The sequence below is a fragment of the Maricaulis salignorans genome (assembly GCF_900103475.1).
In the GTDB taxonomy this organism is placed as follows: Bacteria; Pseudomonadota; Alphaproteobacteria; order Caulobacterales; family Maricaulaceae; genus Maricaulis; species Maricaulis salignorans.
The window spans coordinates 1-19,461 of sequence record NZ_FNHG01000016.1 but is presented as its reverse complement, the minus strand read 5'-3'; the positions used below and the strand labels follow the sequence as shown (position 1 = coordinate 19,461).

Here is a 19,461-nt window from a genome sequence, read left to right as displayed (position 1 = left end):
ATGACCAAAGGTATTGGCGGCTCGACCGCCGAAGCGGAACTTGCCCGTCTCAAGCCGATGCTGGGCGATTGCCAGCCGATCAGCCATGACGAGCACCGCAACCGGCTGGCCGGGCTGGCGCAGCGTATGGTGCAGGCCGGGCTGGATGCGGTCTGGCTCGATGCCGGCAGCAATCTGACCTATTATACCGGCATGAAATGGCGCGCCTCGGAGCGCCTGGTCGGCGCCCTGGTCGATGCGGACGCCGGCGTGACCTATGTCGGCCCTGCCTTCGAGGAAGGCACGCTCAAGCTCTATATGGGCGTCGAGGCACCGCTTCGCGGCTGGGAGGAGCATGAGAACCCCTATGCCTGTGTCGCGTCCCTCCTGGCGTCTGGTGCGAAGCTGGGGATTGATCCGGCAGCGCCCTATTTCACCATCACCGGTCTGAGCGAAGCCCTGAATGGCAGCGCCAGCAATGCCGGCGATGTCGTCCTGTTCGGCCGCGCCCGCAAATCACCGGCCGAGCTGGCGCTGATGCAGGCGACCAAAACCGCAACGATCGAAGTGCACAAGGCGGCCGCGGCCATCCTGCGACCCGGTATCACCACCGCCGAAGTGACCGAGTTCATCCATGCCGCCCACAAGAAGATCGGTTCACCCGGCGGCTCGACCTTCTGCATCGTGTTGTTCGGGCCCGACACCGCCTTCCCGCACGGTGTCGCCCGCCCCAAGACGCTCGATGAAGGCGATGTCGTGCTGATCGATACCGGTTGTGCCATGCATGGCTATCAATCCGACATCACGCGCACCTATGTGTTCGGCGCGCCGACGGCGCGGCAGCGCGAAGTCTGGGATGCGGAAAAGGCCTGCCAGATCGCCGCCCTTGAGGCGGCCCGGCTGGGCCAGACCTGCGCCAGCGTCGATGCGGCCGCGCGTGCCGAGGCCGAACGCCGCGGCTTCGGGCCGGGCTATCAACTGCCCGGCATCCCGCACCGCACCGGGCACGGCATCGGGCTCGACATTCACGAAGCGCCCTATCTGGTCGGCGGCGACGAGACGCTGCTCGACATTGGGATGTGTTTTTCCAACGAGCCGATGATCTGTGTGCCGGGCGAATTCGGCATCCGGCTGGAGGATCATTTCTACATGACCGCCGATGGCCCGCGCTGGTTTACCGAGCCGTCGAAATCAATCGAGGATCCGTTCGGCTAGTGTGAGCTGTCGCCGCTGAGCCGAAGGCCCAATATCCCGACCATGATCAGGGTCAGGAACAGGATGCGGGCAATCGTCACCGGCTCCTTGAACACGAGAATGCCGATGGTGGCGACGCCAAGCGTGCCGATCCCGGTCCACACCGCATAGGCGGTGCCGGCGGGCAGATGCTTCATCGCGGCAAACAACAGCACCATGGAGGCCGCCAGGGCGGCGAGTACCGCAGCGTGCTGCCAGAGCGGCGCCTGGCGGTCGACATATTTGAAGCCGAGCGCCCAGGCCATCTCGAAGACCCCGCCCATGACCAGCAGCGACCAGGGGCCTGTGAGAAACGCCATCATGCCTGCACCTCAAGATCAAAATTACGGCGCCAGACGTCGCGGATCACCGGATGCTTCTCGGTCGCCCGGACAGCCCCGGCCAGATTGGGGCAATGCTCGAGGAACCAGCCACCGCACGGCGACCAATGGCTCATCATCGCGACATAGACATCGAGCAGGCTCATTGTCTCCCCGAGCAGATAGGGCCGCGTCGCGCCCTTGAAGGCTGTGTCGATAATACGCCACATCTGTTTGCGACGCTCGACAGCCTGGTGCAGCAGGGTTTTATGGGTCGCCGGATCGGGATGGAAGCGGGCCGGTCCGTCGGTGATGGTGAGGGTCGAATAGAAGCTCGATGACATGAAAATCATCCAGCGCAGATACTCGGCGCGCTCGGGTGCATCGGGGCGTGGGGCCCAGCGATACTGGCCGTCGAGATCACCCAGCCAGATCAGGATCGCGGCGCTTTCGGTCATGACATCATCATTGGGCAGGATCAGCGCCGGCACCTGGCCAAGCGGATTAACCGATTTGACCCGGGCGAGGCCCGCGGCCCCATCAAGCGGGTCGGCTTCCTCGAAATCATAATCGATGCCGTGCAGCTCCAGCGCCGCCTCGACACAGGTCGAGCCGAAGCCTTGCTGGCCGTAGAGCGTATAGCTCATGCCCTGCCCTCACGAATGGCCGCCTGGACCTTGAGTGCCTGCAGCGTCATACGGATATCATGGACGCGCACCATGGACGCACCCGCCTGGGCGGCGCGCAGGGCGGCGGCAAGCGAGCCGCCAAGCCGCTCGGTCTCGGCTGCGCCCTCATCAATGGCGGCGATGAAGCGTTTGCGCGATGCGCCGAACAGAACCGGATAACCCAGCGCTATCACCTGATCGAGATCATGCATCAGGGCCAGATTGTGATCGAGCGACTTGCCGAAACCGATCCCTGGATCGAGCCAGATACTGCCGGCATCGACACCGCCCGCCATGGCAATATCAGCGCGCTCGGTGAGGAAATCACACACGTCGCTGACGACATCGTCATAGCGCGGCGCCTGCTGCATGGTTGTGGGTGTGCCCGCCATATGCATCAGAATGACCGGGACGCCGAGTTCCGCCGCAGCCTCGATCGCGCCCTCGGCTCGCAGCGCCATGACGTCATTCCAGATATCGGCTCCGGCCCCGATCGCCGCGCGGGCCACCTCCGGCTTGCAGGTGTCGATCGAGATCCGCGCCGCCGTCTGTTCGCGCAGGGCCTTGATGACCGGAATGACGCGGCGCATCTCCTCGGCCGCATCGACCGGAGCGGCGCCGGGCCGGGTCGACTCGCCACCGATATCGATGACATCGGCGCCATTGCCGAGCATTTCCAGCCCGCGCGCGACCGCTGCCTGCTGGTCGATGAAATCACCGCCATCGGAAAAACTGTCCGGCGTGACGTTGAGAACGCCCATGATGAAGGGGATGCCGGGCTGGCGGCGGGATCGATGATTGCGCATCCAACCCTGCTAAGCCGCCCGGATCGGAATGGCAAGACGCAGGGCAAGCGCGGCACTATCGCCGCCAAAACAAAACCCCCGGTGCGCCGCACCGGGGGTTTGTCATGTCTCAGTCCCAGGCCCGGATCAGGCGCCTTGCGGCTCCGGATCAGTGGCCGGGCCGTCATCGGTTGTCGGCACCGCGCTGGTTGGCGGCGGCGAGCTGGGCAGGTCCGGCTCGTCGGGACGCGTCGGGCGCTTGCCTTCAAGCAGGTCGCGGACTTCCTGACCCGTCAGGACCTCGAATTCAAGCAGGCCCTCGGCCAGAACATCGAGTTGCTTGCGTTGCTCGGTGAGGATGCGGCGCGCCGTGGTCTCGGCTTCCTCGATCAAGGAACGCACTTCCTTGTCGATCAATTCGGCCGTATCGGGCGAAATCTGCGGGGCTTCATAGGACTGGTTCTGATAGCGCACGCGGCCGAGTTTTTCGGACATGCCCCATTCCATCACCATGGCCCGGGCCATGCGGGTCGCCTGCTGGATATCGCTCGTCGCACCATTGGTCACGTTTTCCGGACCAAAGGCGATCACCTCGGCTTCCCGCCCGCCGAACAGCGAGGCGAGATTGGAAACACAATACTGGCGCGTATAGCTCAGCCGGTCGGATTCCGGCAGCGAGAAGGTAACGCCCAGGGCACGGCCGCGCGGAATGATCGTCACCTTATGCAGCGGATCATGTTGCGGCATGTTGAGACCGACAATGGCGTGACCGGCCTCGTGATAGGCGGTCAGCTTCTTTTCGGCATCGGTCATCACCATGGAGCGGCGTTCCGGCCCCATCATGACCTTGTCCTTGGCGTCCTCGAATTCAGCCATCGAGACGACGCGCTTGTTGCGGCGCGCGGCCAGCAAGGCAGCCTCATTGACCAGATTGGCGAGATCGGCACCGGAGAAGCCCGGCGTGCCGCGCGCAATCACGCGCGGGTCGACGTCGGTCGACAGCGGAACATCGCGCATGTGGACCTTGAGGATCTTCTCGCGGCCGATAATGTCGGGATTGCCGACCACAACTTCGCGGTCGAAACGGCCCGGACGCATCAGCGCCGGATCGAGCACATCGGGCCGGTTGGTCGCGGCGATCAGGATCACGCCCTCATTGGCCTCGAACCCGTCCATCTCGACGAGAAGCTGGTTCAGCGTCTGTTCGCGCTCATCATTGCCACCACCGATACCGGCGCCGCGCGAGCGGCCGACGGCATCGATTTCGTCGATGAAGATAATGCAGGGTGCGTTCTTCTTGGCCTGCTCAAACATGTCGCGGACGCGCGACGCGCCAACGCCGACGAACATTTCAACGAAGTCGGAGCCGGAAATCGTGAAGAAGGGCACATTGGCTTCGCCGGCGACGGCGCGGGCCAGCAGCGTCTTGCCGGTACCCGGAGGACCAACGAGCAGCACGCCTTTGGGGATTTTCCCGCCGAGGCGCTGGAACTTGCTCGGATCCCGGAGGAATTCGACGACTTCCTGCAGCTCTTCCTTGGCCTCATCGACACCGGCCACGTCTTCAAACGTCTTGCGGCCATGGGTCTCGGTCAGCAGGCGGGCCTTGGATTTACCGAAGCCCATCGCGCCGCCGCGTCCGCCGCCCTGCATCTGGCGCATGAAGAAGATCCATACCCCGATCAACAGCAGGAAGGGGAAGTAGTTGATCAGGATATTGACGAAGAAATTGCCATCCGTATCGACCGGCTCGACATCGATATTGACGCCGGCTTCGCGCAGGATCTCAACCGTCTGGTTGTCCTGGGGCGGCATCATCGCCTCGATCACCTGACCGGTACCGCCCTGGGCGCGGATAATATCGCCCTGGATCGTTGCCGAGGAGATCTCATTGCGCTCGACCCGGCCGAGAAATTCCGAATAGGTCACCTGGCTGGTCGGGGCGACGGTTTCGCCGGAACGGCTGACAAGCTGCACGAGTGCGAGAAGCAGCACGAACACCACGGCCCAAATCAGGATATTTCTCATTTGCATGCGGATCATCCGTTCAATCTAGCGGTCATCTTGGACCAGATATGGGCATTCCTTGCCGCAAGTGCGAGTCACAGGCGCAGCCCGCAAGCCCTGTCAGGCCGGAGCGGGCTGGCCCAAACCCGGCTTGAAGGCCGGATCACACAGCAACCGGCTATGAAATCTCTGCTCCATCAATGGCACAATCCCGACATCAGGATGGTGCCGCACACCGGCAATCGCCAACACCTCGCCCTCGCAGCGCAGCGTCAGCAGACCGGTTCGCGCCGGGCCCGGGATTGTCTCCAGGTCGCGCCGCACTCCAATCCCCTTATACCCCTTGCCCAAGGGTTCGGCGATGATATTCACGATGGAGGTTTCAATCTCGTAACGACCATCCCAGACTTGCGCAGTGTCTGGCTTCAAATCCAGCGACTTGCCACCGGGGCGGTCGACCCGTCCGAGCACAGCGCCCGGATCCCGGAACATCCAGCTGCCACCGCGCCAGCGTGTCGATTGCACACCGGCGGCGCTGCCGGACCCGCCACTCAGCACCTGCTCTACCAGACCATCAAGCCCCGACTGACGCGCCGTGACGGCCCGGCCGGAGATTGCCAGGGCGAGCGTTTCGACCAGGCGCCGGCGGATCACCGGCGCCGCCAGCATCAAGCGGTCAATATCCAGCTGCGCCCCACCCCAGGAGTGAAACCGCACAGCCTCCCGGGCGGCGGCCGCAACCGCCAGCCGCTCGCTTCGCTCGATCGCGCCCAGATCCCGGGCCAGTTCATTCAACCGCCCCGGCACAAAGCCCGCGGCTTCGAGGGCTTCGAGACGTTGCCGGATTCGAATGCGCGTATAATGGGTGTCCTGGTTGGACGGGTCCTCGATCCAGCGTTCGCCGGAGACTGTCAGATACTCGCGCAACTCGGCCCGCCGGGCATCGAGCAGGGGGCGAAGGATCTCGACGCCCCGCCCCTGGGGCCAGACCGGCGACGCCACCCGCTCAGCCATGCTGGCACAGCCGCGCCAGCCGGCGCCGGCCTGCAGGCGCATCCACACCGTCTCCGCCTGGTCATCGCCCGTATGGGCCAGCAATAATTGATCAATACCACGCGCCCTGCAGGCCTGCGCCAGCAGGACATGGCGTGCCTGACGTGCAGCGGCCTGGAGGCCGGTCACAGGTTTGTCGCCGCTCCAGCGCAGGATCTGCGGCGCGGCTCCCAGCCGCCGTGCGGCCACCATCGCCTGGCGGGCCTCGGCAGCGCTCTGCGGCCGCAGCCCATGATCAACGATCAGAGCATGCAAAACGATGCCGCGCGCGCGCGCCCAATTGGCGGTCAAGCAAAGCAAGGCATGAGAATCGCCACCACCGGAATAGCCCAGGGCGATCGGCTCCGGGCCGGGATGATGGCGATCAAGCCAGGCGTTCAGGCGCGCAGGAAAATCTGCGCCCGCCCTCACTGGCAGCCGGCGCGGGCCGATTCCCGGGCAGCCCGGTCACGCGATGCGGCCGAGGCATTGGGAAACTGACCGCCGAAGCGGGCCAGGGTAGCGCAGGCCTCGCGGGTCTGCCCGAGCCCGTGCAGGGAGGCGGCCAGACGCACCAGGGCGTCAGGGGCGCGCTCACCGGCAGGCTGGGCGCGCAATGAGGCGATATAGGCGTCGGCGGACTCGGCGTGATGGCCGCGCACGAAAAAGGTCTCTCCAAGCCAATACCAGGCTTCACCGGCACGCGGGTCATCGCCATGCTCGGCGACAAAACGCTCGAATCCGGCCTCGGCGCCGTCAAAGTCACCGTCGAGCAGACGCCCGCGGGCGTCTTCATAAAGCACCGCCGGATCGCTCGCCGGCAGGGCTGACGCGCCCGGCGCCCCGCCCAGTACACCGGTCGCTGCGGCACGCTGAGGCGCAAAGGGGTCGTCAGGATTGACGATGGCCGGACCGGTGGCGGTGTCCGCATCGCCGGCCTCGCCGATCCCGTCCTGCATCCAGGCCGCGGCAGCGTCATCAGCGGGCAAATTGGCTGTCGGCGCGGCCGCACGTGCGGCGCGCTGCTGACGTTCGGCCTGCTCGATCTGCTGGCGCAGCTGGCGATTTTCAAACGACAGGCGTTCGATTTCACCGGTCATTTCGCGCACCTGGTAATCCAGCGCATCGAGGCGCTGCATCAATGTATCGGCAACCGGGTCACCGGCCATGAAGCGTTCTTCCAGCCGGCCTATGCGCACTTCAGTAGCATCGATGCGCTCGGTCATTTCACGGCGGGACTGGGCAGGAGCCGGTGCGGTCGCGAACATCGCGAGGGCAAGAACGGTAAGACAAACAGATCGGATCATGATGCACACCTAATGCAAGAGGACGGCAAAAATACGGCATTCGGCCTATTTCAGCGACACGCGTCTATCAAAGGAAAACGCCCGCGACATCACGGTCACGGGCGCTCCTTTATTCCAGACTTCGACGCATGATCAGTTGGTGTAACCACCGGTGATCGTGGTTGTCGCATTCCGGTTCACGGCCCAGCAGGCCTCTCCGGAATCGCGGCATGCCGGGCGTTCCTTGCCGTAGGACACGGTGGAAATGCGCGACGGGTCAACACCCTGGCTGACCAGATAGTCACGCGCGGCGTTGGCGCGGCGGGCACCAAGCGCCAGATTGTATTCGCGCGTACCGCGCTCATCGCAATTGCCGGCGACCAGAATGCGGGTACCGCTGTAGCTGGCAAGCCAGGCGGCCTGGCGGCGCAGGGTTTCGCGAGCTTCAGGGGTCAGGTCGTGACGGTCATAGCCGTAGAATACCCGGTCGCCAGCATTCTGGACGAAATCAGCGATCGAACCGGCGACTGGGCCGGTTGGTTCGTGAGGCTGGGCCGTCGGCTGAGCCGGCGGCCGCGCGATCGGGGCAGCTTCCTGCACCGGCGGCGTCGATGCACACGCCGTGGCGAATGCGCCCAGCGCTGCGATAACTAACAACTTCATTTTCATAACGGTACACCCTCATCCGACCAAGCCCATGATGGCGCTTGGTGTCCTCCCCTGCACACACAACACGTCGCGATCAGGATGAAATCCCGCCAGCGCCATACTGCGGTCGAAACGTTACGCAGAAAATCTCTATTCAATCAAGGGCGACCACGCCGGATCGGACGCCATTCCGCCCGTGGCCAGCCGCCGCAGGTTGAATCCTGCCAGATCAATGCTCCAGATTTCATAGCGCGTGCCATTGGACCGCCCTTCGCCGCGCGTGAACAGAAGCACGCGTCCATTGGGCGACCAGGCCGGCGTATCGACATAATAACCCTCATAGAGGATGCGCTCGATGCCGGAGCCGTCGGCCCGCACCACACCAAGCGAGAACTGGTTGCCGCTCTGTTTGGTAAACGCGATCAGATCGCCCCGCGGGGACCAGACCGGCGTTGTGTAGCGGCCGTCACCAAAGCTGACACGATGCACATCGGTCCCGTCGGCATTCATGACATATAATTGCGAACCGCCACCACGCGCCGAGGAAAACACGATTTGTTGACCGTCAGGCGAAAAAGACGGCTCGACATCATCGGCCGGGTGATCAGTCAGCCGGACGAGATTGCGCGTGCGCAGGTCGAACAGGTGGACGTCATGGCCGCCACGGGTCTCGATGGAGACTGCGAGCTGCGACCCATCAGGCGAGAAACGCGCCGACAGGCTTTGCCCCTCGGGATTCACCTGGGAGGCCGCACCACGGCCGTTGGAGGCAAACAAGGCTTCCTGGCGCCCGGTCTGAAGGTCGTAAAGATAGGTCGTCGCCTGGCCTTCGATGAAGGAGACATAAGTGATCTCCTGGGTGGTCGGCGAGTAATTCGGCAACAGGGCCATATAAGACCGATCCGTCAGGAAAGACGGGTTGGCGCCATCCTGGTCCATCATCGCCAGCTGACGCACAGGCTCGTCTTCGGTGCCGCGCCCTTCAGAGACATAGACGATCCGCGTATCAAAATAGCCGGCTTCCCCGGTCAGGCGCTGATAGACGGCATCAGCAACCTTGTGGGCCACGCGGCGCCAGTTTTCCGGCGCGGTGACGAATTGCAGACCCAGCAGCTGGTCTTCAAGCCGGGTGTCCCAGAGCCGGAAGGCGACCAGAAGGCGGCCATCCTCCTGGATGGTGACGCGGCCGGCCAGCAGAGCCGAGGCATTGATGACACGCCAGTCGGAGAAGCGCGGACGCAGATCGATATTCTCGATCGCCTCAATATAGGCGGCCGGATCAACCGGGGCGAACAGGCCCGAACTGGCCAGGTCATTGGTGATGACCCGGGTGATGTCACTACCGCGGGTCGCAGCCTCGTCGCTGGCACCGATGAAATCGGGCAGCGCCACCGGCAGCGGATCGAGATTGCCTTGCGTGACGTCGACGCGCAGCGGTTCCTGGGCAGTTGCCGCGGTCGCGAACGCGAGGCTCACGAGGAGGGCGGAAAGGGCTCGGAATAGTCGGGTCATGATCTCAAACTCCAGGACTGCGGATCAACCGGCCGCAAGATCGACGTGAAAATTGACTTCTATAAGGCGCCACTGTGAATAACGTCCGGCGGGCAGGCTGTAAGGAGCGCAATCGAGCACGGCGGTCTGCGCCCGCTCGGCCGCGGTCAGCCAGAATGAATTGCCGGACGCCTGGATGCGGCCCAGATCCTTGACCCGCGGCGGGCCGGACAGGCTGCCATCGCGATTGAGGCGCACCTCGACGATGACGCCGAGATTTTCCGGATTTGGCATGTCGGCAACCGTACGCCAGCAACGATAGGTCTGCGAGCGGATCAGGGTTGCCAGGTCGGCGGTATCGGTCGCGCCGCTGCCGACCGCATCACGTTCGGCGCCCTGGTCGGGCGCACCGGCGTCCTGCCGCGCATCCGCAACCTGCCGTTCCAGATCGCCTAGCAAATCTGCAAGGGAAGGCTCGGCCGGGCGCGTCGGCGGTGGCTGTACGGTGCGTTGTGGCGGCTGGCGTACCGGCGCCAGCTCGGGTTCCGGCTCGGGCTCCGGTTCAGGCGCCACCGGTTCGGGCACGCTCTGCGGTGTCTCGTCAATGATTTCAGGTGCCTGTTCCGGCTCAACTTCAGGCTCGGGCGCGGGCGGCGGCGCGGCGATTTCGTCCTCAATTCTGGCTTCCTCAACCGCCTCTTCCGGCACCGGCACCGGTTCGGGAGCCCGTGCGCGCACGCTCGTCAGTTCGCCCACCGTCACGATATCAACCGGAATGATCGGCGCGATGTCGAACATCTGCGCGGCGCGGGGCAGATAGATCATGCCCGCGGCGATAATGCCGGCATGAACAAAGAGGGAGAGGATGAAACCACGCACGCGCCGGCCGCTATCGCTCTATCGGGTCCGTGACGAGACCCAGATTGGTGAAGCCCGCCGCATTGACCCGCGCCATGACGCGGGCGACATCGCCATAGGGTGCGCCGTCATCAGCCCGGATATAGATCCGGCTGGTATAGCCCGTGCCCGCGATTGCCGTCAGTCGCGGTGCCAGCTCCGCCAGCGTCACCACGGTTTCCTGCAGATAGATCTCGCCATCCAGCGTGATGGAGATCGTCAACGGCTCTTCGCCGGCCGGCAGATTGCGCGCTTCAGTACGCGGCAGATCGACGGGCACACCGACGGTCAGCAGGGGCGCTGTGATCATGAAGACGATCAGCAGGACGAGCATCACGTCGACGAAGGGGGTGACGTTGATTTCCGCCTTCGGCTTCCATTTGGCGCGTCCGCGACCGGAACGCCCACTATCGAGAGAAGCAGCCATCGCTCAATGCTCGTCGCGGTCGGCCAGCGCCGACAATTCATCGACATAGCCGTCGAGGCGCGCTGCATATTTGGCCACATTGGCCGACAGCGTGTTGAAGAAGATCACGGCCGGAATAGCGGCCAGCAGGCCCAGCGCGGTGGCGAACAGGGCTTCGGCGATACCGGGCGCGACAACGGCGAGATTGGTGTCCTGGGAGGCAGCGATGGCCCGGAAGGCATTCATGATGCCCCAGACCGTACCAAACAGACCGACGAAAGGTGCCGAGGAGGCAATCGTCGCGAGCACGCCGAGGCCGCTCTCAGTGTCTGTCAGCTGGCGCCCGGCTTCGGCACCCGCGGCCTTGGCGACGCGGCCGCCCGGATGGGCACCCTTCCATTCGCGCAGCCCGGCGGCAAAAACGCGGCTGAACGGTTCGCGAGCATTTTTCGCAAACTGATCCGCCAGCGCGTCCAGCGAGCGCCCCGACCAGAATTCCCGTTCGAAATTCTTCGCCTTGGCATGGAGGCCACGCAATTGCAGCGACTTGTCGATCGCAATCGCCCAGGACCAGACCGACATGAAGGCCAGGATGCACATCACGCCCTTCACGACCCAGTCGGCGCGCAGGAACAGGGCGAGGAAGCTGAAGCCCTCGACCGCCTGAGCCACGTCTACAGCAGTTGCATCCATGAATTTTCCCTCGACTTGCGTCCCGGCACGACACGCCGGGCGATTGGCTTTCGCGTCACTATTCACATTGCAGGCCAAGCGACGCTGGGTCATCCGGTGCAATAGGAGCGCTATGGCTCGCGATTGCGGCAAATTTCAGATGATCACGCGTCCCTGCCGTCAATTTCGCAGCAGACCCTCACCGCAGAACGCCGCCAATTCAAGCCTTTCGGGGACGCAAACTTGAAAATCACTGATTTAATTCTGCAGCCGGCCGGCTCAGTTCTCGGCCATCACATAGGGCAGCCAGGCCTGCGCCATGGATTTGGGCGGGCGTTTGGCGCGCCCGGACGGGTCCATGCACACGGCCTGGACAGCGGCCGTGGCGATTATTTCGCCATCGCGGCGCAAGATCTGGTCGAGCATCAGCCGGGCGCCCTGCTGCGGCCGATAGATGGTCTCGACCACGAGTGCATCATCGACCTTGGCCGCCCGCACGAATTCGACATTCATCCGCCGCACGGCCAGCGCGATGGGATCGGCCTGGGTGGCAAGCTCGGTATGACTGATACCGAGACAGCGCAGGCTGTCGGTGCGGCCACGCTCGAAGAAATGCAGATAGCGCGCGTGATAGACGACGCCGGAAAAGTCGGTGTCCTCGTAATAGACACGCACCGGCAGGCGATGGATGCGGTCAGCACCGAAAGCACCGGAGGTGGGCAGCAATTCGTCGTTCACGGCCTCATTTCCCGAACAGGCTGACCGGACCGGTCGCCGGCGCGACTGGTGGCGTCAGGCCGAGATGCTCCCAGGCGCGCGCGGTCGCGACGCGGCCGCGCGGCGTGCGTTGCAGGAAGCCTTGCTGGATGAGGAAGGGTTCGACGACGTCCTCGAGCGCATCGCGGGCCTCTGCCAATGCGGCGGCGAGGGTTTCAACGCCGACCGGGCCGCCGGCAAAGCTCACCATCAAGGCCTTGAGGTAGCGCCGGTCGAGACTGTCGAGCCCGAGCGCATCGACTTCGAGCCTTCTCAGGGCGTTGTCGGCGGTTGCGGCCGTGATTTCATTGCTGCCATCGGCCTCGACGAAATCGCGCACCCGGCGCAAGAGCCGCCCGGCCACGCGCGGCGTGCCGCGGGCACGGCGGGCGATTTCGCGGGCACCGTCGGGACTGGCATTGATCCCGAGCTTGTTGGCGGCGCGGCTGACGATCAGGCCGAGCTCGGCCTCGTCATAGAATTCCAGCCGCACGGGCACGCCGAACCGGTCGCGCAGCGGGTTGGCCAGCAGTCCGGCGCGCGTGGTGGCGCCAACCAGGGTGAAGGGCGGTAATTCGATCCGCACCGTACGCGCCGAAGGCCCCTCGCCGATCACCAGATCGAGGCAGTAATCCTCCATCGCCGGATAGAGGATTTCCTCGACGATGGGCGGCAAGCGGTGGATCTCGTCGATGAAGAGCACATCGCGCGGTTCCAGATTGGTCAGGATGGCGGCGAGATCGCCGGCCTTGGCGATCACCGGCCCGGAGGTGGCGCGGAAGCCGACCCCCATCTCGCGGGCAACGATCTGCGCCAGCGTCGTCTTGCCCAGGCCCGGTGGCCCCGACAACAGAACATGGTCGAGCGCTTCCTCGCGGCGGCGGGCGGCGTCGACGAAGACTTTCAGATTGGCGATCGAGGCTTTCTGACCCACGAAATCATCGAAGGAGAGCGGACGCAGGGCCTTATCACGACTATCGCCCGGCTGCGGGGCGTGGTCGACGAGACGGTCGTCAGTGGGTTCGCTGAAGGCGTCAGTCATGATGAACCGGGTTTAGCCTGATCCGGACAGATCCAGCAATGACGCGGTGCGCGCGGCTCATGGCGCCAGCACGCGCAGGGACAGCCGGATCAGATCCGAGAGGGGTGCGTCACTGCCAGCATCGCGCATCACTGTGGCGACGGCCTGGCGGGCAATGCTTTCCGGATAACCGAGATTGAGCAGGGCCGAGACCGCATCATCGCGCGCGGCTCCGGCCGAGGGCGGCAGGGCGACCGGCGCGGCGGCATCAATGCCTGGCTTGTCATCGCCATGAACGGGCAGCCCGATCGAGAAACTACGGCCCAGCGGCGGCGCCTTGTCCTTGAGCTCGGTCGCGATCCGCGTGGCGAGTTTGGGGCCGACCCCCTTGGCGCGAGCAAAGGCGGCCTTGTCTCCCAGCGCCGTCGCATTGGCCAGTTCGTGCGGTGGCAGCACATCAAGGATGGAGAGCGCCGCCTTGGCGCCGACACCCTGGATTTCCTGCAGCCGGACGAACCAGGCCCGGTCGAGATCTTCGGTGAAGCCATAGAGTTTGAACGCGTCTTCGCGAACATGGGTCTCGATGTGAAGCACGACCGCCTGCCCCGGCTCCAGACGCGAGAGGGTGCGCGTACCCGCGCCGACCAGGTAGCCGACGCCATTGACGTCGATCACCGCCTCCTCAGCGCCGATGGCCTCGACGATCCCCTTCAACATGCCGATCATGCGATGCTCCCAATGCTTCGTGCCCGGCGATGATGGGCGTGACAGATCGCAATGGCCAGCGCGTCAGCCGCATCGGCGGTGGCTTTTGTACCCGGCAGGAGCACGCCGACCATCGCCGCAACCTGCGCCTTGTCGGCGGCACCCGTGCCAACCACCGACTTCTTGACCAGCCTGGCCGCGTATTCGGCAACCGGCAGACCCGCCTGCGCCGGAGCCAGCAGGGCGGCGGCGCGGGCATGGCCCAGCTTGAGCGCCGAGGATGCGTTATTCGCCATAAAGGCCTCCTCGATCGCCGACTCATCGGGCTGATGGATGCGGACCAGCTCGCTGACGGCATCAAATATGTGATTGAGACGCATTGCGAGGGGCGCGTCGGTCGGCGGCGTCACAACCCCGTGCGCGACGGCCACGAGACGGCTCCCATCGACAGTGATAACGCCCCAGCCCATCCGGCGCAGGCCAGGGTCAATTCCAAGGATTCTGGTCACAGCCACGATAACGCCCGCCTTTGATCAAGGAGTTAGCACTAGTCCGATAAAAAGAACAAGAGGTGAACGCATTTTCCGCGCCCGGGAATGCCCGTAGAGCGCGCATAATACCGAAGCTCTCGTTTGAGAGCGCCTCTCAGTCTCATTGCGGGTGCGAATTGTTCGCAAAAATGAGCCATAAGACATTGAAATAACGGTCATTTTAATTTCGCGGTATCGTTTGACGACCTTCCGTTAGCCCGGCTAGGATGACCCTTGAATAAGCATTCGTGCGAACGCTGGGTTCGCCGCGCTATTAGGGGAATAATTTCATGGCTAAAAAAGGCAAGATGAGCCGTCGCTCGTTTCTGACCCGCGTTGCTGGTGGCACGATCGCCGTTGGTGCTGTTGGCGCCGTCGCCGGAGCGACCATGCTCCAGCGCACGACCGATGCTGACCCATCCGACAGCGCCGGCAATGCCCGCACGGCGATCACAGACAGCGATTCCGGCAGCTACGCCGATCAGGCCGGCCATGGCACGGGCAGCACCGGCTATACCGATGCTGACAGCGGCGCCTGCGCCGATACTGGCGGCCACGGTCGCGGCAATACCGGCTACACCGATGCGGACCGGGGCAGCTGCTCCGATCCAGCCGGTCGTGGACGCGGCGGCTAAACCAGACAGTTATAGGGTTCGGGCGGTGCTCCGTCCGAACCCGTTCATCTTGTGAGGGATGACATGCCGGCCCCTGGGGAGGCGTCGGATTAGTTCTCAAAGGAAAATGGCATGGCTAAAAAGGGAAAGCTCAGCCGCCGTTCGTTTCTGACGAGCGTTGCGGGTGCAGCAGTCGCAACCGGCGCCGCCGCTGTTGTGACGGGCGGTTCGGAGGCCCAGCGCTATACCGGCCGCACGGACAGCGATACGGGGAATTACTCCGACCGCGCCGGATACGGGCGCACCGGCCTGACCGACAGCGATAGCGGTTCGAACGCGGATCGCGGCGGGTATGGACGCGGCAGCACCGGCTACACTGATAATGACACCGGCAATTGGGCTGACCCTGCCGGACGTGGCCGCGGCAGCACCGGCGTCACCGACAGTGATACAGGCAGCTATGCTGATCCAGCCAATCGCGGACGCGGTGGACGGACCGGCGTGACCGACGGCGACAGCGGCAGTTACGCCGATCCTGCCGGCCGTGGTCGCGGCGGCAACAGAACCGGCCTCACCGACTCCGATCCAAACGACCCGGTCGGAAACGGACGCGGTTCGCAGAACTTTACCGATAGCGATACCGGCGGCTGCGCCGATCCGGGTGGACGCGGCCGTGGCCCTGTTCGCCAGGGGACTTCCGACAGTGATTCCGGCGGATGCTCGGATCCGGGCGGACGTGGACGTCCTGGCTATTAGAGCCTTTGCTCGCGACTGAATTTGCGGGCGAGCCGCACCACGCGGCTCGCCCGAATTTCTTGACGCCAAACCTTCTGATGAGGGAGATCTTGCAATGGCCAAACGTGGTAAACTGAGCAGACGATCCTTCCTGACCCGTGTTGCCGGGGCTTCACTGACGGTCGGCGCGACCGGCGTGGTCTCGGCCTGCACGACGACAGGGTATACAGACGCAGACCCCTACGATCCCGTTGGCGGCGGAGGCGGCGGTTATCGTGGTGCCGGCGGCGTCACGGACAGCGATTCAGGCCGCTATGCCGACCAGGCCGGCTATGGCCGTGGTGGCGGCGTAACCGATGCCGACACTGGCAGCTATTCCGACCCCGTCGGACGTGGGCGCGGCGGCGGCGTCACCGACAGCGACACAGGCAATTATGCCGATCCCGTCGGTCGTGGACGTGGAAGTAGCGGCATCACCGATAGCGATACCGGCAATTATTCCGACCCGGTCGGACGCGGCCGCGGTGGTAGCGGCGGCAGCCGTATCACTGACAGTGATTCAGGCCGTTACGCCGACCCGCCAGGGCGCGGGCGCGGCAATACCGGCGGTGGCATCACCGACAGCGATACCGGTGCCTATTCCGATCCGGTTGGACGCGGTCGCGGCGGCGGCATCACCGACAATGACAGCGGCAGCTATGCCGACCCGGTTGGCCGTGGACGTGGTCGCAGCGGTCGCGGTCGCAATGTCACCGACAGTGATACCGGCTCCTACGCCGATCCGATCGGTCGAGGTCGCGGAAACTGACTTCAATCAGCCAGCACAGCCGGCGAACGGGCCGCACGCCCGTTCGCCGCGCCTGCACCGATCAGCCTGCATGATCACCCGGTGAGCACGCAGGCCCACCAGAACATCTAGAAACCCGCTGCGATCTGCGATGCGGGAATAAGCGGGGACCAATGAGCGACCAACAGTGGATGCAGGATGTACTCGGATACCTGCTGGATCCGATGAAACCAGAAGAATTCCTGGCCGACTATCACGAGAAGAAGGCCTTTATCGCTCACCGCAAAGACCCGGAACGTTACCGCCCCCTCCTCTCGATCCAGCGGATTGATGACCTGATTTCCGGTATGGATTTCCAGCCCGGCATGCTCGACATGGCGCGCTCGGATCCACCGATTTCCCGCCCGGACTACAGCTTTGAAAGCGGCATGATCGATCGCGGTGCCGTGGCGCGGAATTTCCAGCAAGGCGCAACCATCGTCCTGCCTCAGCTCCACCAGGTCGACCCGACCCTCGCCGGCTTCACCCGTTCGATCGAGTCCCTGCTCTCCTGCCATGTCCAGACCAATATCTACCTGACCCCGCCCGAGGCCCAGGGCTTCAAAACGCATTATGATGACCATGATGTCTTTGTGCTTCAGGTCGAAGGTTCGAAATCCTGGCGCCTGTACGACACGCCTGTCCAGAACCCGTATCGCGGCGAAGGCTTCCAGCCTGGCGCACACGAGGTCGGCGAGCCCGTTCAGGAATTCGTCCTGCACGCCGGCGAATGCGCCTATGTACCGCGCGGTCTGATGCATGATGCCTCGACCCATGGTCATGATGTTTCCCTGCACATCACCGTCGGTCTCATCGTCAAGACCTGGGCCGACCTGATGCTCGAAGTGGTCTCCGACGTCGCCCTGCGACGGCCGGAATTCCGCCATGCCCTTCCGGTCGGCTTTGCGCGTCCGGACTTTGATCGCACCCAGAGCGCGATCCACTTCAAGACATTGATGGCAGCGATCAATAGCGAGGCCGATCTCGACTCCTCCTATGATATCTTCGTCGATAATTTCATCCGGTCCCGGACCCCGAACACGCACGGCACGATCGTGAATCTCGACACGCCGAACAAGGCCGGCCAGCGTTATCGTCTTCGCCCCCTTGTGCCCTGGCGTCTGGCCGAGGATGGTGACGAGGTCGTCATCATCACCGCGGGCGGCGAAGTGCGCTTCCCTGCAGCCGCCGAGCCCGGACTTCACATTTTGCTCGATGGAGGCGAGATCTCGGAAAGCAGCTTTGCCGATCTCGACGAAGACCAGAGGCGCGAGACAGTGAAGAAGCTGTTCGCCTTCGGACTCTGCACGCCAGCAGAATAGTCGCCGGCGATGCCGGTCCATCATCAGCTCATGTCATGGAGATGACTCACACCGCATGATTTTGAGATATCTCGCCATCCCCTGCGGGCTCGGATTGACCTTCTTGATCCTCTGGTTGATGTGGCCGTCGCCCATCGATCCGATCCGCTGGGACGAACCGGCAGCCCCGGCCTTGTCGGGCCCAACCGCACCCGATGACGATCTTGCCGCTGCGACGCTCTACCCGGTTGGCGATCCGGGCACTGCGCGCAGCGTCGCCGTGTCAACCGATGGCATGGTCTATTTCGGCAGTGTGGACGGCGATATCATGCGCCTTCGAGCCGGGATTGCGGAGAATGGCATCCAGCCCGAACATCTCGCTCACATCACCGATGAACCCATCTACGGCCTGGCCTGGATCGATGAATCGACGTTGGCGATTGCGGCCGCCAGCAGCCTCCATTCGCTCAATCTGACCACCCTCGAAGTCCGCACGCTCAGCTCGGGAAGCACGTCCCAATCCTTCGGCCACCTGACCAATCTGGCCGTTGCAGAGGACGGGACAATCTATTTCACCGATTCTTCGACGCGGTGGGATCATGCGTCTCGCCGGCCGGGCTACTATTATGACATGCTGGAGAACCGGCCAAACGGGCTGGTCTACGCCTGGGACCCGCAATCGCGTGAGGCGATCCAGATTCGTGACCGGCTCTACTACCCCAACGGAATCGCCATTGCGTCGGATGGACAGTCCCTGTTCGTCAGTGAAAGCTTCCGCTACATGATCCAGCGGATCTGGATCGCCGGGCCACGGCGCGGGGAGATCGAGGTTTTCGCCAAGAACCTGCCCGGCATGCCTACCGGCCTCAGCGTCGACGGCAAGGGCAATGTGATCGTGGCGATGGCAACGCGGCGTTCACGCCTGCTCGCCACCGCCCACCGCAATCCGGGCCTGACGCAAGTCCTGATCAAATTGCCACAATGGTTGCGCCCGACAGATTCGCGGCCACGCGGCTTCGTCCTGCGTATCAATGAGAGCGACGGCCAGATCCGTGACGCCTTCCACGATCCGGACAGCGCGCTGAACTATCTCTCCAGCGTCACGGTGGGGCCGGGCGGCGTATTATGGCTGGGCTCGGCCTTTGGCGGAATTATCGGCCGCTTCGACCCGGCCGAGCTGGACGATGAGCCCGCACAGCCCTAATACCGATACCGCGCTTGCCTAGGGCGTGGACTCAATTGCGCGCATCCAAATTCGGGCTGAGGCGAGCGCGAGGGCGGCCATGAAATTGTCGGCGTGTTTTTCGAAGCGTGTGGCGATGCGGCGGAACTGTTTGAGTTTGCAGAAGAAGCGCTCGACCAGATTGCGCTGACGGTAAAGGCTCGGAGGGACGCTGCGCTGGATGCGAACCCGGCTCTGGGTGGGGATATGCGCCTCGCCGCCGCGGTCCCGGACAAAATTCACGAGCGCCATGCTGTCATAACCTCGGTCGGCGATCACACATCCGGGCGGCAAGGCACCGAGGAGTTGGGGCGCAATCGTTTTGTC

The 19,461-nt window shown here is 64.0% G+C and carries 22 protein-coding genes; 6 read left to right on the top strand and 16 right to left on the bottom strand.

Going from position 1 to position 19,461, the window contains the following annotated elements; genetic code table 11:
- Positions 1-1,194, top strand: coding sequence for a M24 family metallopeptidase (locus BLT42_RS11720; RefSeq protein ID WP_091771103.1), 1,194 nt, complete (start codon positions 1-3; stop codon positions 1,192-1,194).
- Here the strand turns inward: BLT42_RS11720 and BLT42_RS11715 are convergent.
- The 15 genes from BLT42_RS11715 to ruvC form a co-directional block, all read right to left on the bottom strand.
- A complete protein-coding gene (locus BLT42_RS11715) occupies positions 1,191-1,532 on the bottom strand; it encodes a DMT family transporter (protein ID WP_091771101.1) in 342 nt (113 codons plus the stop codon). The two genes, BLT42_RS11720 and BLT42_RS11715, sit on opposite strands and share 4 nt — an antisense overlap.
- On the bottom strand, positions 1,532-2,179 hold the full coding sequence (locus BLT42_RS11710) for a glutathione S-transferase family protein (protein WP_091771000.1): 648 nt from the start codon (positions 2,177-2,179) through the stop codon (positions 1,532-1,534). The genes BLT42_RS11715 and BLT42_RS11710 overlap by 1 nt, the downstream gene beginning before the upstream one ends.
- Positions 2,176-3,006, bottom strand: coding sequence for a dihydropteroate synthase (gene folP, locus BLT42_RS11705; protein ID WP_091770998.1), 831 nt, complete (start codon positions 3,004-3,006; stop codon positions 2,176-2,178). Before folP ends, BLT42_RS11710 begins: the two co-directional genes overlap by 4 nt.
- 126 nt (positions 3,007-3,132) lie before the next feature.
- Positions 3,133-5,019 carry an ATP-dependent zinc metalloprotease FtsH gene (gene ftsH, locus BLT42_RS11700; protein ID WP_176780346.1) on the bottom strand — a complete coding sequence of 629 codons (1,887 nt, stop codon included), beginning with the start codon at positions 5,017-5,019 and terminating at the stop codon, positions 3,133-3,135.
- Positions 5,020-5,112: 93 nt separating this feature from the next.
- Positions 5,113-6,456, bottom strand: a complete 1,344-nt coding sequence (gene tilS, locus BLT42_RS11695) for a tRNA lysidine(34) synthetase TilS (protein WP_233342458.1) — start codon at positions 6,454-6,456, stop codon at positions 5,113-5,115.
- Entirely contained in the window at positions 6,453-7,331 is an 879-nt protein-coding gene (ybgF, locus tag BLT42_RS11690) for a tol-pal system protein YbgF (protein WP_091770994.1), read from the bottom strand. The genes tilS and ybgF overlap by 4 nt, the downstream gene beginning before the upstream one ends.
- 132 nt (positions 7,332-7,463) lie before the next feature.
- Complete coding sequence (gene pal / locus BLT42_RS11685) at positions 7,464-7,979, bottom strand: peptidoglycan-associated lipoprotein Pal (RefSeq protein ID WP_091770992.1); 516 nt, start codon at positions 7,977-7,979, stop codon at positions 7,464-7,466.
- 129 nt (positions 7,980-8,108) lie between these two features.
- Positions 8,109-9,470 carry a Tol-Pal system beta propeller repeat protein TolB gene (gene tolB / locus BLT42_RS11680; protein WP_091770990.1) on the bottom strand — a complete coding sequence of 454 codons (1,362 nt, stop codon included), beginning with the start codon at positions 9,468-9,470 and terminating at the stop codon, positions 8,109-8,111.
- A gap of 24 nt (positions 9,471-9,494) precedes the next feature.
- Positions 9,495-10,328: a hypothetical protein gene (locus BLT42_RS11675; protein WP_091770988.1), complete on the bottom strand. Its 834-nt coding sequence runs from the start codon at positions 10,326-10,328 to the stop codon at positions 9,495-9,497.
- A 10-nt stretch (positions 10,329-10,338) separates the two neighbouring features.
- A complete protein-coding gene (locus BLT42_RS11670; RefSeq protein ID WP_091770986.1) occupies positions 10,339-10,773 on the bottom strand; it encodes an ExbD/TolR family protein in 435 nt (144 codons plus the stop codon).
- Between the two features lie 3 nt (positions 10,774-10,776).
- Positions 10,777-11,445, bottom strand: a complete 669-nt coding sequence (gene tolQ / locus BLT42_RS11665; protein WP_091771098.1) for a protein TolQ — start codon at positions 11,443-11,445, stop codon at positions 10,777-10,779.
- A gap of 258 nt (positions 11,446-11,703) precedes the next feature.
- Positions 11,704-12,162: a YbgC/FadM family acyl-CoA thioesterase gene (locus BLT42_RS11660; RefSeq protein ID WP_091770984.1), complete on the bottom strand. Its 459-nt coding sequence runs from the start codon at positions 12,160-12,162 to the stop codon at positions 11,704-11,706.
- Positions 12,163-12,166: 4 nt separating this feature from the next.
- Complete coding sequence (gene ruvB / locus BLT42_RS11655; RefSeq protein ID WP_091770982.1) at positions 12,167-13,222, bottom strand: Holliday junction branch migration DNA helicase RuvB; 1,056 nt, start codon at positions 13,220-13,222, stop codon at positions 12,167-12,169.
- A gap of 57 nt (positions 13,223-13,279) precedes the next feature.
- Positions 13,280-13,927 (bottom strand): Holliday junction branch migration protein RuvA, encoded by a 648-nt coding sequence (ruvA, locus tag BLT42_RS11650; RefSeq protein ID WP_091770980.1) that lies wholly within the window; start codon positions 13,925-13,927, stop codon positions 13,280-13,282.
- Positions 13,924-14,424 carry a crossover junction endodeoxyribonuclease RuvC gene (gene ruvC, locus BLT42_RS11645; RefSeq protein ID WP_091770978.1) on the bottom strand — a complete coding sequence of 167 codons (501 nt, stop codon included), beginning with the start codon at positions 14,422-14,424 and terminating at the stop codon, positions 13,924-13,926. The genes ruvA and ruvC overlap by 4 nt, the downstream gene beginning before the upstream one ends.
- Before the next feature lie 320 nt (positions 14,425-14,744).
- Between ruvC and BLT42_RS11640 the strand changes: the two genes are divergently transcribed.
- From BLT42_RS11640 to BLT42_RS11620, 5 genes are all read left to right on the top strand, one after another.
- Entirely contained in the window at positions 14,745-15,071 is a 327-nt protein-coding gene (locus tag BLT42_RS11640; protein WP_091770976.1) for a hypothetical protein, read from the top strand.
- Between the two features lie 111 nt (positions 15,072-15,182).
- Entirely contained in the window at positions 15,183-15,806 is a 624-nt protein-coding gene (locus BLT42_RS11635; protein ID WP_176780344.1) for a hypothetical protein, read from the top strand.
- A 94-nt stretch (positions 15,807-15,900) separates the two neighbouring features.
- The gene (locus BLT42_RS11630) at positions 15,901-16,593 is read left to right on the top strand and encodes a hypothetical protein (RefSeq protein ID WP_091770974.1); all 693 of its coding nucleotides are present in this window, start codon (positions 15,901-15,903) and stop codon (positions 16,591-16,593) included.
- A 152-nt stretch (positions 16,594-16,745) separates the two neighbouring features.
- Complete coding sequence (locus tag BLT42_RS11625) at positions 16,746-17,933, top strand: cupin domain-containing protein (protein ID WP_091770972.1); 1,188 nt, start codon at positions 16,746-16,748, stop codon at positions 17,931-17,933.
- Between the two features lie 103 nt (positions 17,934-18,036).
- Positions 18,037-19,116, top strand: coding sequence for an SMP-30/gluconolactonase/LRE family protein (locus BLT42_RS11620; protein WP_233342456.1), 1,080 nt, complete (start codon positions 18,037-18,039; stop codon positions 19,114-19,116).
- A gap of 18 nt (positions 19,117-19,134) precedes the next feature.
- Here BLT42_RS11620 and BLT42_RS11615 read toward each other — a convergent pair whose 3' ends face one another.
- Positions 19,135-19,413 carry a transposase gene (locus BLT42_RS11615; protein WP_233342462.1) on the bottom strand — a complete coding sequence of 93 codons (279 nt, stop codon included), beginning with the start codon at positions 19,411-19,413 and terminating at the stop codon, positions 19,135-19,137.
- Between the last annotated feature and the right edge of the window lie 48 nt (positions 19,414-19,461).

Excerpts from the sequence above, each read along its gene's own strand:
- BLT42_RS11630 (WP_091770974.1), top strand. The coding sequence starts at position 15,901 with ATGGCCAAACGTGGTAAACTGAGCAGACGATCCTTCCTGACCCGTGTT.
- BLT42_RS11670 (WP_091770986.1), bottom strand. The coding sequence starts at position 10,773 with ATGGCTGCTTCTCTCGATAGTGGGCGTTCCGGTCGCGGACGCGCCAAA.
- tolB (WP_091770990.1), bottom strand. The coding sequence starts at position 9,470 with ATGACCCGACTATTCCGAGCCCTTTCCGCCCTCCTCGTGAGCCTCGCG.
- ybgF (WP_091770994.1), bottom strand. The coding sequence starts at position 7,331 with ATGATCCGATCTGTTTGTCTTACCGTTCTTGCCCTCGCGATGTTCGCG.
- ftsH (WP_176780346.1), bottom strand. The coding sequence starts at position 5,019 with ATGCAAATGAGAAATATCCTGATTTGGGCCGTGGTGTTCGTGCTGCTT.
- folP (WP_091770998.1), bottom strand. The coding sequence starts at position 3,006 with ATGCGCAATCATCGATCCCGCCGCCAGCCCGGCATCCCCTTCATCATG.
- BLT42_RS11635 (WP_176780344.1), top strand. The coding sequence starts at position 15,183 with ATGGCTAAAAAGGGAAAGCTCAGCCGCCGTTCGTTTCTGACGAGCGTT.
- BLT42_RS11715 (WP_091771101.1), bottom strand. The coding sequence starts at position 1,532 with ATGGCGTTTCTCACAGGCCCCTGGTCGCTGCTGGTCATGGGCGGGGTC.
- BLT42_RS11640 (WP_091770976.1), top strand. The coding sequence starts at position 14,745 with ATGAGCCGTCGCTCGTTTCTGACCCGCGTTGCTGGTGGCACGATCGCC.
- ruvA (WP_091770980.1), bottom strand. The coding sequence starts at position 13,927 with ATGATCGGCATGTTGAAGGGGATCGTCGAGGCCATCGGCGCTGAGGAG.
- tolQ (WP_091771098.1), bottom strand. The coding sequence starts at position 11,445 with ATGGATGCAACTGCTGTAGACGTGGCTCAGGCGGTCGAGGGCTTCAGC.
- BLT42_RS11720 (WP_091771103.1), top strand. The coding sequence starts at position 1 with ATGACCAAAGGTATTGGCGGCTCGACCGCCGAAGCGGAACTTGCCCGT.
- ruvB (WP_091770982.1), bottom strand. The coding sequence starts at position 13,222 with ATGACTGACGCCTTCAGCGAACCCACTGACGACCGTCTCGTCGACCAC.
- BLT42_RS11710 (WP_091771000.1), bottom strand. The coding sequence starts at position 2,179 with ATGAGCTATACGCTCTACGGCCAGCAAGGCTTCGGCTCGACCTGTGTC.
- BLT42_RS11625 (WP_091770972.1), top strand. The coding sequence starts at position 16,746 with ATGAGCGACCAACAGTGGATGCAGGATGTACTCGGATACCTGCTGGAT.
- pal (WP_091770992.1), bottom strand. The coding sequence starts at position 7,979 with ATGAAAATGAAGTTGTTAGTTATCGCAGCGCTGGGCGCATTCGCCACG.